At 70.8% G+C, this 12968-nt stretch carries 11 protein-coding genes; 8 read left to right on the forward strand and 3 right to left on the reverse strand.

Features of this window, described 5'->3' with window-relative positions:
- Window positions 1-82 precede the first annotated feature (82 nt).
- Window positions 83-1036, reverse strand: coding sequence for a LysR family transcriptional regulator (locus IEZ10_RS31965; RefSeq protein WP_189250246.1), 954 nt, complete (start codon window positions 1034-1036; stop codon window positions 83-85).
- Window positions 1037-1402: 366 nt separating this feature from the next.
- Between IEZ10_RS31965 and IEZ10_RS31970 the strand changes: the two genes are divergently transcribed.
- Window positions 1403-3928, forward strand: a complete 2526-nt coding sequence (locus IEZ10_RS31970; RefSeq protein ID WP_229811859.1) for a collagenase — start codon at window positions 1403-1405, stop codon at window positions 3926-3928.
- Between the two features lie 282 nt (window positions 3929-4210).
- Here IEZ10_RS31970 and IEZ10_RS31975 read toward each other — a convergent pair whose 3' ends face one another.
- On the reverse strand, window positions 4211-4816 hold the full coding sequence (locus IEZ10_RS31975; protein WP_189250247.1) for a hypothetical protein: 606 nt from the start codon (window positions 4814-4816) through the stop codon (window positions 4211-4213).
- Window positions 4817-4953: 137 nt separating this feature from the next.
- On the opposite strand from IEZ10_RS31975, the gene IEZ10_RS31980 reads away from it, so the two are divergent.
- From IEZ10_RS31980 to IEZ10_RS32010, 7 genes are read left to right on the forward strand one after another with little or no spacing between them, the layout of a single operon-like run.
- On the forward strand, window positions 4954-5889 hold the full coding sequence (locus IEZ10_RS31980) for a GNAT family N-acetyltransferase (protein ID WP_189250248.1): 936 nt from the start codon (window positions 4954-4956) through the stop codon (window positions 5887-5889).
- Window positions 5886-6596: a PIG-L deacetylase family protein gene (locus tag IEZ10_RS31985; protein WP_189250249.1), complete on the forward strand. Its 711-nt coding sequence runs from the start codon at window positions 5886-5888 to the stop codon at window positions 6594-6596. The genes IEZ10_RS31980 and IEZ10_RS31985 overlap by 4 nt, the downstream gene beginning before the upstream one ends.
- Window positions 6593-8233, forward strand: coding sequence for an ABC transporter substrate-binding protein (locus tag IEZ10_RS31990; RefSeq protein WP_229811860.1), 1641 nt, complete (start codon window positions 6593-6595; stop codon window positions 8231-8233). The genes IEZ10_RS31985 and IEZ10_RS31990 overlap by 4 nt, the downstream gene beginning before the upstream one ends.
- Window positions 8230-9210 (forward strand): ABC transporter permease, encoded by a 981-nt coding sequence (locus IEZ10_RS31995; RefSeq protein WP_189250251.1) that lies wholly within the window; start codon window positions 8230-8232, stop codon window positions 9208-9210. Before IEZ10_RS31990 ends, IEZ10_RS31995 begins: the two co-directional genes overlap by 4 nt.
- The gene (locus tag IEZ10_RS32000) at window positions 9207-10037 is read left to right on the forward strand and encodes an ABC transporter permease (protein WP_189250252.1); all 831 of its coding nucleotides are present in this window, start codon (window positions 9207-9209) and stop codon (window positions 10035-10037) included. Before IEZ10_RS31995 ends, IEZ10_RS32000 begins: the two co-directional genes overlap by 4 nt.
- Window positions 10034-11017, forward strand: a complete 984-nt coding sequence (locus IEZ10_RS32005) for an ABC transporter ATP-binding protein (protein ID WP_189250253.1) — start codon at window positions 10034-10036, stop codon at window positions 11015-11017. The genes IEZ10_RS32000 and IEZ10_RS32005 overlap by 4 nt, the downstream gene beginning before the upstream one ends.
- Window positions 11014-12003 carry an ABC transporter ATP-binding protein gene (locus IEZ10_RS32010; RefSeq protein ID WP_189250254.1) on the forward strand — a complete coding sequence of 330 codons (990 nt, stop codon included), beginning with the start codon at window positions 11014-11016 and terminating at the stop codon, window positions 12001-12003. The genes IEZ10_RS32005 and IEZ10_RS32010 overlap by 4 nt, the downstream gene beginning before the upstream one ends.
- A 70-nt stretch (window positions 12004-12073) precedes the next feature.
- Here the strand turns inward: IEZ10_RS32010 and IEZ10_RS32015 are convergent, their stop codons facing one another.
- Window positions 12074-12967 (reverse strand): MurR/RpiR family transcriptional regulator, encoded by an 894-nt coding sequence (locus tag IEZ10_RS32015; RefSeq protein WP_179828319.1) that lies wholly within the window; start codon window positions 12965-12967, stop codon window positions 12074-12076.
- Window position 12968: the final 1 nt, after the last annotated feature.

Below are 12968 nucleotides of genomic sequence, written 5' to 3' on the forward strand. Positions count from 1 at the left end.
TTTCCAGGTCCCGGTCCGGTGGCTTTCCCGGCTTCTGTCCTGCGGTTTCCCGGGTCCCGGCCCGGCGGCCCCGCCCCGGCCGTCAGATGAGCGGATGCACCTCGGGATGGGCGTCCCACCAGCGCCGGAACAGCGGATTGTCGTCCAGGTGGTCGGTGTACGCGGCGGCGAGGCCGCGGTAGAGCTCCGCCGCCTGCTCGGTGCCCAGCCGGTCCCGGCGCCAGGCCACGGTCAGCTTGGCGGTCTGCGGCTGGCCGGCGAGCGGGCGGACGACCGTACCGGGCGCGGCGGGCCAGGTGGGATCGACCAGGCGGACCCCGAGGCCCGCCGCCACCAGCGGCCGGCCCGCGCCGCTCGGGGCGTCGTAGCGCACGTCGGGCTCGAACCCGGCCGCGCGGCAGGCGGCGCGCAGCGCGGCGAGCGAGCCGTCGTCGGCGCCGGGCGGGCTGATCCAGTGCTCGTCCCGCAGGTCGGCGAGCCGGACCTCCTCCCGCCCGGCCAGCCGGTGGCCCTCCGCCAGGGCGACGAATATCGGATACCGGGGGACGAGGGTACGGCTGGCGACCGGCGCCGTCAGCGTGATGTCGAACCCCTCGACGATGCCCAGCAGGGCCACGTCGAGCTGCCCCTGCGTGAGCGCCGTGGCCAGCAGCGTCGCCGAGGGTTCGATGCGCAGCGAGATCTCGTGCCCGCGCAGCCTCTCACCGACCCGGTCGACGATGCTCCCCACGCAGGCCAGGTGCACGCAGCCCAGCCGGAGGGTCTCCACCGCGGTGGGGACGCGCAGGTCGCCGAAGAGCGCGTCCACCTCCGTCAGGACGATGCGGGCGCGGGCGATGACCTGCCGTCCCAGCGGGGTCGGCTGCACCCCGGAGTGGCTGCGCACGAACAGCGTCCCGCCGACGATCTCCTCGACCCGGCGCAGCTGGTTGGTCATGGCCGGCTGGGACAGGCCCAGCCTGGCGGCGGCGCGGGTGACGCTCCCCATCTCCGCTATCGCACAGATCGTGCGGAGATGCCTGATGTCGAGCTCCATAGCCAAGAATTATGTGACGGCTGATGACCATCGCATGAACTTCCCGAGCAAACTGCGACGTAAGCGCACGAACCGGCGAAGGCGCCGGGTCGCGAAACCCATAGCGGGGAGCCTGCGCCGCCCCACGGCGACGGCCCGCACCCGGCCGTGAGACCGCGGGAGACGTGCTCCCCCGGCCCTTTCGGGGGCGGAGACCCCGAACGACCGGCGACCCCCCTGACCCCGTGGGCCGCCGGCCCCCACCCCCCTGACCCGGCTGACCGGACCGATCTCGCGCGCCGTCGTGAACACCCCCCGGAGGTTCAGTTGTCGATCAAACCGCCCCTCGGTGAACTCGGGAAGCGTCTGCGGTCGCTCCTCACACCCGTGTTCGCCCTGGGAATCGTCCTCCAGCCGCTGGCGGCGTCCCCCGCGACCGCCGCCGTCCCCGCCCCGGTGGCCGCCGCCCCCGCACCCGCCCGCACCGCCGACAAGCCCCCGCCCGTCGGCGCGGACGCGGCCGGCGACGCCCGGCACGCGCACGCGTCCCCGCTGAAGGTCGAGGCGCGCCCCCCGCTGCCCGCGTCGGACGACGCGCTGCGGCGCACCGTCGACAAGCCCGCCCGCACGTCGGAGCATCCCCGCCCCTCGGCGAAGTCGGCGAAGACGACGGCCGCCGCGGCGGCGTGCAACGTGAGCGACTTCACCGGCAGGTCCGGCAGCGCCCTCGTCCAGCAGATCAAGTCCTCGACCACCGACTGCGTCAACACGCTGTTCAACCTGACCGGCGGTGACGCCTACTCCGCCTTCCGTGAGTCGCAGATGGCCGGCGTCGCGTACGCGCTGCGCGACAACGCCGTCAACTACCCCGGTGACAACAGCACCGGCACCGCCCAGCTCGTGCTGTACCTGCGCGCCGGCTACTACGTGCAGTGGTACGACTCCGCCACCGTGGGCGCCTACGGGCCCGCCCTGCAGACCGCGATCCGCGCCGGCCTCGACGGCTTCTTCGGCAACTCCAGGGCCTTCACGGTCGGCGACGCCAACGGCGAGGTCCTCGCCGAGGCGGTCACCCTGATCGACAGCGCCCAGCAGAACGACCGCTACCTCGGAGTCGTCAAGCGCCTGCTCAACGGCTACGACGGCTCCTACGACGCCCACTGGTGGATGCTCAACGCGGTCAACAACGTCTACACGGTGCTCTTCCGCGGCCACCAGGTCCCGGCGTTCGTCACCGCGGTCCAGGCCGACCCGAGCGTCATCGACACCCTCAACGCCTTCGCGACGAAGAACCTCTCGCTGCTCGGCACCGGCCGCGGCTACCTGACCTCCAACGCCGGCCGCGAGCTCGGCCGCTTCCTGCAGCACACCGCCCTGCAGACCAAGGTCCGGCCGATGGCCAGGGACCTGCTCTCCCGCAGCCGGATCACCGGGCCCACCGCCCCGCTCTGGGTCGGCGTGGCCGAGATGACCGACTCCTACGACAAGGCCAACTGCTCCTCCTACGGCACCTGCAACCTGCAGCAGACCCTGGCCGCCAACGTCCTGACCGTCAACCACACCTGCAGCCCCAGCATCAAGATCCGTGCCCAGGACATGACGCCGGCCCAGCTCGCCGACAGCTGCCGCAGCCTCACCAGTCAGGACGCCTACTTCCACAACCTCGTCAAGGACGGCAACCGCCCGGTCACCGGCGACAACAACACCACCATCGAGGTCTGCGTCTTCGACTCCAGCACCGACTACCAGACCTACGCCGGCGCGATGTTCGGCATCGACACCAACAACGGCGGCATGTACCTGGAGGGCGACCCGTCCGCCTCCGGCAACCAGCCGAGGTTCATCGCCTACGAGGCCGAATGGGTACGGCCGGCCTTCGAGATCTGGAACCTCAACCACGAGTACACCCACTACCTCGACGGCCGGTTCGACATGTACGGCGACTTCGACGCCGGCGTCACCACGCCGACCATCTGGTGGATCGAGGGCTTCGCCGAGTACGTCTCCTACTCCTACCGCGGGGTCGTCTACGACGCCGCGATCACCGAGGCGGCCAGGCGCACCTACGCGCTCAGCACGCTGTGGAACACCACCTACTCCCACGACACCACCCGCATCTACCGCTGGGGCTACCTCGCCGTGCGGTACATGTTCGAAAGGCACCCCGCCGACGTCGCCACCGTCCTCGGCCACTACCGCACCGGCAACTGGAACGCCGCCCGCACCTTCCTGACCGGCACGATCGGCAGCCGCTACGACAGCGACTGGCAGACGTGGCTGGCGGCCTGCGCGTCCGGCGCCTGCGCGGGCGGCGGGAGCGGCAACCAGACGCCGAGCGCGAGCTTCACCTTCACCGCCACCGGTCTCGCCGCGACCTTCACCGACACCTCCGCAGACCCCGACGGGACGATCGCCTCCCGCCGCTGGGAGTTCGGCGACGGGGCGACGTCGACCGTGGCCAACCCCTCGCACACCTACGCCGCCTCCGGCACCTACCCGGTGAAGCTCACCGTCACCGACAACGCGGGCGCCACCGGGACGAGCACGCAGCAGGTCACGGTGTCCACCGGCGGAACCGGCACCCCCGAGTGCACCGCCTCCCGGACCGACGAACTGGGCAGGAACTGCCAGCGCGGCAACGTGTCGGCGACCTCGGGGAACTACGCCTACTTCTACCTCAACGTCCCCGCGGGCACCCCGAAGCTGACCATCACCACCTCCGGGGGCACCGGGAACGCCGACCTCTACTACAGCCCCGCCTCCTGGGCCACCACCACGAACCACACCGCCCGGTCGGCCAACCCGGGCAACGCCGAGACCCTGACCATCACCAACCCGCCCGCCGGCTACGTCTACATCAGCCTCCACGCGGCGCAGTCCTTCACCGGAGCCACCGTCAAGGTCGAATACTGACGACGGCCTGAACCCCGCCGGGGCCGGCCCCGGCGGGGGTCAAGGCCCATCCGGCCCGCACGTCCCCCGCCGGGACGTGCGGGTTCCGGCGGTTCCCGACGCTCCGAGTCGAACGATTGTCTTTGCGGCCCACACCTCCGGACGACGAGTCAATCGGAGCGCACGCCGAGGGGGAACAGGAGGGTTTCTCTGGGAATGCAAAAGGTAGAAATTTAGATAAATGGCTTAATTTTCCGCAGGGCCATCATGGGGGCCGCAAAGAATCGAGTCGTTATTGTCTCGTTACGGTTTCGGCGGCGCGTGCGGCCTCGGAGGAGGTGACCGGGACCAGGTCGTACATGCCATCCGCGACGTCACGCGGGAGGCGGCCTCGGCCTTCGCCCCGGCGCGGGTGAAGAGCACGTACCCGCTCTCCGCCACGAGATGAGACGGCGTCTTAGTGCCGCGCCGTGTCGTTCGTCGATGGTTCGTGCCGCCTCCACGCACTTTGCGGTCGAAGGAGCGCCGCTCGAAGCGTCCGGCGAGCATGCAGCCGAGCTGGGTCCGGCCGTACGCGTCGACGCGATCGGTGCGCAGCACGACCGCCCGCGCTGCGGCGGGGCCAGGGGCCACGGCTTGACGGTTGAGCTCCCACCGGTACCGGTCGCGCTCGGCATCGGCCTGCGTCCACCAGTTCCGCATGTCGGCCTCGGCGGCCTGTCGTGCACGCTGCTCGGCCTCAGCGCGGGCCTTGCGCCGGAACATGCCGATCCCCGCCGGCGCCTGCTGCTCCCGAGGGGTCAGAGAAGCCGACAGGTCCGGCGGCGGGACAGGTGCGGCGTCGGGCGGCGCGGGAAACCGCGGCGTGGTGCGATGGGCGATCGGGCGCACCTCGGGCAGGGCGACCATCCATGGATACCGCAGGAGAAAACAATTTTCTAGGTGTCCGGTTCATCGGAAAATTTCTTCCGAATCTTCTTGACCTGACCGGTTGACGGTGGGAAAGCTGGGAGAGAAGTGCCGAAAGGTGAAAGGACCGCTCCCCCATGGTCACAGTCCGCCCTTTCCGGTCCGGTGATGAGACCTCGCTGGTCAACGCCTGGAACCGCAGCATGTCCGCCGACCCGACGACGTCAGCCTGGTTCAGGGACTGCGTGCTGCTCGACCCCAACTTCGACCCCGAGGGCCTGCGCGTGGCCGTGGACGGGGACGACGTGGTGGGCTGCGCGTACGCCGTCCGCCGCCTGATCCCCCTGGCGCCCGGCACCGACCTGGAGCCGGACGTCGGCTGGATCCCGTTTTTCTTCGTCGTCCCCGAGCACCGCGGCGGCGGCCTGGGCCGGCGGCTGGTGGGCGAGGCGGTGGCGTTCCTGGAGGGCCTCGGCCGCACGAAGGTGGACTTCTCGTCGTACACCCCCAACTACGTGCTGCCGGGCGCGGACGCCGAACTCTATCCCGGCGGATACCGGCTGCTGGGCGAGCTCGGCTTCCAGACGCTCTACTCGCCGGTCGCCATGGACCGCACTCTCGTCGGCTACCAAGCCCTGCCCGAGGTGCACGAGCTGATCGGCGAGCGCGAGCGCGAGGGGTACGTCTTCCGCAGCCCCGCCGTCGGCGAGCTGCCTGAGCTGATCCGTTTCGCGGCCGACGCCTTCAACCCCGACTGGGGCGAAGCCATCCGGCGGCACCGCGATCCCGAACGCATCGTTATAGCGAAAAAAGATCACATAGTTGGCTTCGCCCTGTACGCGGCCTATCGCGGCATCCCCGAGCGCTTCGGCCCCTTCGGCGTCGACCCCGGCCTGCGCGGCACCGGCCTCGGCAAGATCCTCCTCCATCTCACCATGACCAGGATGCGCGCCGAAGGGCTGCATTCGTCCTGGTTCCTGTGGACCGGCGAGACCAGCCCGGCCGGCCACCTCTACACCAAGGCGGGCTACGAGATCACCAGAAGGTTCCACGTGATGAGGCGGTCCGCATGACACACGTTCTCGCCATCGGGGCCCACGCGGGAGACCTGGACCTGACCGCGGGCGCCGTGCTCGCCCAGCACGTGCTGCGCGGCGACCGCGCGACGCTCCTGCACCTGACCCTCGGCGAGCGCGGCCACCCGCGCATGACCGTCGCCGACTACGCCGAGCAGAAGCGCGAGGAGGCCGAGACCTTCGCGGACCGGATCGGCGCCGGCGTCAGGTTCCTCGACTACGAGGACGGCCTGCTGCCCGAGGACGACGAGACCAAGATGCGCGTCGGCGACATCATCAGGGAGCTGCGGCCGGACGTGATCCTGACGCACTGGAGCGCCTCCATCCACAAGGACCACGCCCGCACCCACCGGATCGTCGAGGACGCCCGCTTCTACGGCGGCCTGAAGACCCTGGAGCGCGAGCATCCGGCCTACTGGGCGAACGAGCTCTACTACGCCGACAACTGGGAGGACGCCGAGGGCTACGCGCCCGACGTGTTCGTCGAGCTGAGCGAGGAGGCGTACGAGCTGTGGTCACAGGCGATCACCGGCTACGCCTACGCCAGGGGCGAGACCTACGGCTTCCCGTACGTCGACTACTACCGCGCGCTGACGATCGTGCGCGGCGCGCCGGCCGGGTTCGGCCGCGCGCAGGCCTTCGCCGCCCCGAAGGGCTCGCGGCGGCTGCGCACGAAGTACTTCGGGAAGGGGGCCTCCGCATGAGGCGGCCGATGAGCCGGCCGGCGAGCCGGATCGCGGCGGTGCTGGCCGCGCTGGCGCTGGCGGGATGTTCCGGTGGCGGTGCCGGCGGCGGCGGTGGCTCCGCCAGGAGCGGGGACGCGCCGCCGCTGGTGATCCACGCCGTGGACGCGGGTACGTTCCAGGAGGACTTCAACCCGTACCACCTCGAAGGCGTGAACTTCGGCACCAGCGGGATGATCCACGAGACCCTCATGTACTTCAACAAGCTCAAGCCGGGGGAGATCACGCCCTGGCTGGCGCTCGACCACGAGTGGTCGAACAAGGGCAGGTCGGTGACGTTCACGCTGCGGCCGGGCGTGAAGTGGTCCGACGGGCAGCCGTTCACCGCCGACGACGTGGCCTTCACGTTCCAAATGCTGAAGAAGCATCCGCAGCTCAACAGGAACGCGCTGGAGATCGAGGGGGCCGAGGCGCTCGCGCCCGACAAGGTGCGCCTCGACTTCGGCGACACCTCGTACGCCAAGCTCTTCAACATCGCCGGCAACTCGCCCATCGTGCCCAAGCACGTGTGGGAGAAGGAGAAGGACCCGTCCACCTTCACCAACCCCAAGCCGGTCGGGACGGGGCCGTACACGCTGTCGAAGTTCTCGGCGCAGCTGTACGAGCTGGTCAAGAACCCGTCCTACTGGCAGCCGGGCAAGCCGGAGGTGCCGGTGCTGCGGTTCCCGGCGTACACGGCCAACGCCCTCCAGACGGCGCTGCGGCAGGGTGAGGTGGACTGGGCGGGCGCGTTCGTGCCGGACATCCAGAAGATCTACGTGCAGGGCAAGCCGGAGCAGAACAAGTTCTTCTTCCCGCCGGAGGGCGTGGTGACGCTGCTGCCGAACCTGACCAACCCCGTGCTGGCCAAGCCCGAGGTACGCGCCGCCATGAGCCTCGCCATCGATCGGGGCAAGATCGTCCGGGTGGCCGAGCGGGGATACACCAAGGTCGCGCATCCGACCGGCGTACCGATGCCGGGCGGGGAGGCGTATGTGCCGCCCGAGTACCGCGACGCCGCCTACAAGGTCGACATCGAGAAGGCCAAGGAGCTGCTCAAGGGCGTCGATCCGGCGCAGCTGAAGTTCACCCTGCTGGTGCCGTCGCCGTTCACCGACTGGGTGAACGCCGCCCAGCTCATCCGCGAGGACCTGGCCAGGATCGGGATCACGGTCGAGACCAGGGGAGTGGCGTTCCAGGACTGGGTGTCCAAGGTCGGCAAGGGCGACTACGACCTGTCGATCAGGGCCACCGCGTCCGGGCCGACCCCGTACTTCCAGATGCGCTCGATGCTCTTCGGCGGGCTGGCCAAGCCCGTGGGCGAGGCCGCCACCGGCAACTACGAGCGGTGGAAGGACGCCGAGACCGACAGGCTGATCGACGCGTACACCGCCACCGAGGACGAGACCGAGCAGCAGAAGGCCACCCAGGGCCTGAGCAGGATCATGGTGGAGAAGGCGCCCACGCTGCCGCTGTTCTACAGCCCGTCGTGGGCGCAGTACCGGACCGACAAGTACGTGGGCTGGCCCTCCGAGCAGGACCCGTACGCGATGCCGTCGCCCTATACCTCGCCCGACGCGGCCGTGGTGCTGCTGCACCTGAAGCCGGCCGGCAATTGAGGTTCCTGGCCCGGCGGCTCGGCTTCTACCTCCTGACGGCCTGGGCCGCCATCACGCTGAACTTCCTGATCCCCCGGCTCATGCCGGGGGACCCGGTGGAGCTGCTGGTGGCCCGGATGAAGGGGAACGTCGACCCGGCCGCCATCGACGCGATGCGCAGGGCGTTCGGCATCAGTGACGCGAGCCCGTGGCGGCAGTATCTGGACTATCTGGGCAACCTCGCTCATGGCGAGCTGGGCCGCTCGATCACGTTCTTCCCCACCGAGGTCTCGACGGTGATCGCGGACAGCCTGCCGTGGACGGTCGGGCTCGTCGGCGTCGCCACGCTGATCAGCTACCTGATCGGCACCTCCCTGGGCGTGATCATGGCGTGGAAGCGCGGCACCTGGCTGGACGGGGTGCTGCCGGCGGCCACGTTCATGCACGCGGTGCCGTACTTCTGGGTCGCGCTGGCGCTGGTGTTCGTCTTCGGGGTGACGTTGCGGTGGTTCCCGGTCAGCCGGGCGTACGGGCTGGACGTGATGCCGGGGCTGACCGGTGAGTTCGCGCGGAGCGTGCTCTACCACGCGACGCTGCCGGCGATCACGATCGTGCTGGCCTCCATGGCCGACCGGATCCTCGGCATGCGCAACGTCATGGTGACCACGCTCGGCGAGGACTACGTGGTGATGGCCGAGGCCAAGGGGCTGACCTCGCGCCGGGTCATGTGGGCCTACGCCGCCCGCAACGCGATCCTGCCGAACATCACCAGCTTCGCGCTCTCGCTCGGCTTCGTGGTGGGCGGCTCGGTGCTGACGGAGATCGTCTTCTCCTATCCCGGCATCGGCTCGATGCTGCTCAAGGGCGTGGAGAACGAGGACTTCCCGCTCATGCAGGGCATCTTCCTCGTCATCTCGCTGGCCGTGCTCGTCGCCAACTTCCTGGCCGACCTGGCGTACGTGGTGCTCGACCCCCGGACCAGGCAGGAGACGGAATGAAGATCAAGATCGGGGCCGGGATCCTGGTCTTCTTCGCGCTGATGGCCGTCCTCGGGCCGCTGCTCATCGGCGCCGATCCCGCCGCCACCAGCGAGGACGGGCTGCAGGGCCCGTCGGCGGAGCACTGGCTCGGCACCACGCAGACCGGGCAGGACATCCTCGTCCAGATCGTGTACGGCGCCCGCGTCTCGCTCGGCGTCGGCGTGCTGTCGGCGCTCATCGCCACGGTGCTGGCGGTCGCGGTCGGCCTGGTCGGCGGCTACGTCGGCGGCGCCGTGGACGAGGCACTGTCGGTGCTGACCAACATCTTCCTCGTGCTGCCCGCCCTCCCGCTGATCATCGTGCTGGCCGGCTATCTCCCGCAGCGCGGCGTGGCCTCGGTCGCCGTGGTGATCGCGGTGACCGGCTGGGCCTGGGGCGCGCGGGTGCTGCGCGCCCAGACCCTGTCGGTACGCCGGCGCGACTACGTCCAGGCCGCCAGGGCGAGCGGCGAAGGGCCGCTGCGGATCGTCTTCTACGAGATCCTGCCGGTCCTGCTGCCCGTCATCGCCACCAGCTTCCTGGCCACCGTGGTCGCGGCGATCCTGGCCGAGGCCGGGCTGTCGTTCCTGGGCCTGGCCGACCTGTCCACGGTGAGCTGGGGCAGCATGCTGTACTTCGCGCAGAACGGGCAGGCGCTGCTCATCGGGGCCTGGTGGTGGTTCATCCCGCCCGGCCTGTGCATCGCACTCATCGGCACCGGCCTGGCCCTGGTGAACTTCGGCATCGACGAGATCGCCAACCCGCGGCTGCGCACGATCAAGGCTCCCCGGAAGGCACGCGCATGAACGTCCTGGAGATCCGCGGCCTCGGCGTGGACTACCTGTCCGGCTCCGGAGCCGTGCACGCGGTGTCCGGCGTCTCGCTCGACCTGCGCCGCGGCGAGATCCTGGGCCTGGCGGGCGAGAGCGGGAGCGGCAAGTCCACGCTGGCGAACGCGGTGGCCCGGCTGCTGCGCCCGCCCGCCTCGATCACGTCGGGGTCGGTCGTCTATCGCCGCCAGGACGGCTCGGCCGTGGACGTGCTCGCCCTGGGCGGGAACGAGCTGCGCGCCTTCCGCTGGAAGGAGCTGGCGGTCGTCTTCCAGAGCGCCATGAACTCCCTCAACCCGGTCATCACCGTGGGCGCCCAGATCGACGACGTGCTGCGCGTCCACGCGCCCCGCATGTCCCGCAACGAGCGCACCGAGCGGTCGGTGGAGCTGCTGCAGCGCGTCGGCATCAGCGCCGACCGCCGCCGCTCCTACCCGCACGAGCTGTCAGGGGGCATGCGCCAGCGTGCCGCCATCGCCATCGCGCTCGCGCTCAACCCCGAGATCATCATCATGGACGAGCCGACGACCGCGCTCGACGTGGTGGTGCAGCGCGACATCCTCGCGGAGATCAGGGCGTTACGGGAGGAGTACGGCTTCGCGGTCGTCTTCATCACCCACGACCTGTCCCTGCTCATGGAGATCTCCGACAGGATCGCCATCATGTACGCGGGCCGGGTCGTGGAGACCGGGACGGCCAAGGCGCTGCACCGGGCGCCGCGGCATCCGTACACGCTGGGGCTGCTGCGCTCGTTCCCCCGCCTACGCGGGCCGCGCGAGGAGCTGCCCGGCATTCCCGGAGTCCCGCCCGACCTGCGCTCGCCGCCACCGGGCTGCGCCTTCCACCCCAGGTGCGCGATGGCGGTGGCGGAGTGCTCCGAGAGCCTGCCCGTGCTCAGGACGGAGGCGGACGGTGAGGTCGCGTGCCTGCTCAACGACGGGAGGGGAGTGTCATGAGCATCCTGGAGGGGCGCAACCTCACCAAGCACTTCACCGCCGCCCGCGGTCCCCGAGGCCGCTTCGGCAAGCGGCCGCCGGTGCGGGCGGTGGAGGACGTCTCGATCGCGCTGCGGGCCGGCTCGGTGACGGCGCTGGTCGGAGAGAGCGGCTGCGGCAAGAGCACGGTCGCGCGGCTGCTGGCCCAGGTCTATCCGGCCACGTCCGGCGAGGTGCTGCTGCGCGGCGAGCCGGTACGCGCCCACCGCGGCGCCGCCTTCAAGGAGTACCGGCGCCAGGTCCAGCTCATCTTTCAGGACCCCTTCGCCTCCTTGAACCCCTTCCACCGGGTCCGCTACCACCTGGCCAGGCCCCTGCGCCTGCACGGGCACGCCCGCTCCGACGCCGAGGAGCGCGAGCAGGTCGCCGAGCTGCTCGAACGCGTCAGCCTCACCCCGGTCGAGCAGTTCATGGACAAGATGCCGCACGAGCTGTCCGGCGGTCAGCGGCAGCGGGTGGCGATCGCGCGGGCGCTGGCGGTGCGGCCCATCGCGCTGATCGCCGACGAGCCCGTGTCGATGCTGGACGTCTCCATCAGGCTCGGCGTGCTGCGACTGCTGGAAGGGCTGGCGCGGGAGAACGGGCTGGCGCTGCTCTACATCACGCACGACATCGCCAGCGCCCGTTACTTCGCCGAGGACATCACGGTCATGTACGCGGGACGGCTGATCGAGAGCGGGCCGGGCGAGGAGCTCACGCAGTCGCCGCGGCACCCGTACACGCGGCTGCTGCTGGAGTCGGCGCCGGATCCCGACCGCGTGGCGCCGCCCGCGGGCGAGCGGCACGGCGAGCCACCCAGCCTGATCGACCCGCCGGGCGGCTGCCGGTTCCATCCGCGCTGCCCGGTGGCGTTGCCGGTGTGCTCGACTGAGGCGCCGGGGCGTACGGAACTGGGCGAGAGACGCTGGACGCACTGCTGGCAGGCCGGCGCGGCGCTCAGCCGCTAGAGCCGGACCTCCCGTACGGCGCCGGCCTGGGTGGCGGCGATCGCGGTGAAACGGCCGGTGCCGCCCCGGCCTACCTGTTGCGGCGGCGGGTGTCGGCGACGTACTCGTCCACCACGTCCCGGGTCGCCCGCAGTGCCGCCTCCGAGGTCTCGAAGGTGCGCTGGGCGATGCCGACGAAGATGCAGTCGACGATCAGCAGCTGGCTGATCCGGCTGGCCAGCGCGCCGGGCCGGAACGCGGTCTCCCGGCCCGCCGAGACCAGGACGTGGTCGGCCAGCTCCGCCAGCGACGAGCGCGGGTTGTTGGTGATCGCGACCGTGGCCGCGCCCGCCTTGCGCGCCACCCGCATCGGCGCCAGCACGTCCGGCGTCTCCCCGGAGGTGCTCACCCCCACCGCCACGTCCTGCGCCCGGAGCAGGGCCGCGCTGGTCAGCGCGAGGTGGGAGTCGGTGAACGCGTGGCCGGACAGGCCGATGCGCATCAGCTTCTGCTCCATGTCGACCGCGACGAGCCCGGAGGCGCCCACGCCGTAGACGTCCACCCGGCGGGCCGCGGCGACGGCCTCGATCACCGCGCCCAGCCGGTCGGGGTTCAGCTGGGCCGAGGTGTCGGCCAGCGCCTCCGACTCGGCCCTGGCGACCTTCGCGATCACGTCGGTGAGCGGGTCGTCGGGCCCCAGGTCGCCGGGGACGAGCCGCTCGGGCTCCTCCCTGGCCACCGCGGCGGCCAGGGCGAAGCGGAGCTGGGAGTAGCCGGCGAAGCCCAGGGCGCGGGCGGTGCGCACGATCGTGGCCTCGCTCGTCCCGGAGACCGCGCTGAACTCGGTGATCGTGCTGCGGGCCACCATCCCCGGGTCGTCGAGGATGAGGCGGGCGATGGCCTGGGCGGCCGGCGTCAGCGACGGCAGGACGGCCCGCACCGTGGCCACCAGGTTCCCCGGCGTGGGGTCGTCATGGTCGTTCATC

This window comes from Streptosporangium pseudovulgare, assembly GCF_014648055.1.
Taxonomy (GTDB): Bacteria; Actinomycetota; Actinomycetes; order Streptosporangiales; family Streptosporangiaceae; genus Streptosporangium; species Streptosporangium pseudovulgare.

Coding starts and splice junctions, on each gene's coding strand:
- IEZ10_RS32000 (WP_189250252.1), top strand. CDS start 9,207: ATGAAGATCAAGATCGGGGCCGGGATCCTGGTCTTCTTCGCGCTGATG.
- IEZ10_RS32010 (WP_189250254.1), top strand. CDS start 11,014: ATGAGCATCCTGGAGGGGCGCAACCTCACCAAGCACTTCACCGCCGCC.
- IEZ10_RS32005 (WP_189250253.1), top strand. CDS start 10,034: ATGAACGTCCTGGAGATCCGCGGCCTCGGCGTGGACTACCTGTCCGGC.
- IEZ10_RS32015 (WP_179828319.1), bottom strand. CDS start 12,967: ATGAACGACCATGACGACCCCACGCCGGGGAACCTGGTGGCCACGGTG.
- IEZ10_RS31985 (WP_189250249.1), top strand. CDS start 5,886: ATGACACACGTTCTCGCCATCGGGGCCCACGCGGGAGACCTGGACCTG.
- IEZ10_RS31990 (WP_229811860.1), top strand. CDS start 6,593: ATGAGGCGGCCGATGAGCCGGCCGGCGAGCCGGATCGCGGCGGTGCTG.
- IEZ10_RS31980 (WP_189250248.1), top strand. CDS start 4,954: ATGGTCACAGTCCGCCCTTTCCGGTCCGGTGATGAGACCTCGCTGGTC.
- IEZ10_RS31975 (WP_189250247.1), bottom strand. CDS start 4,816: ATGGTCGCCCTGCCCGAGGTGCGCCCGATCGCCCATCGCACCACGCCG.
- IEZ10_RS31965 (WP_189250246.1), bottom strand. CDS start 1,036: ATGGAGCTCGACATCAGGCATCTCCGCACGATCTGTGCGATAGCGGAG.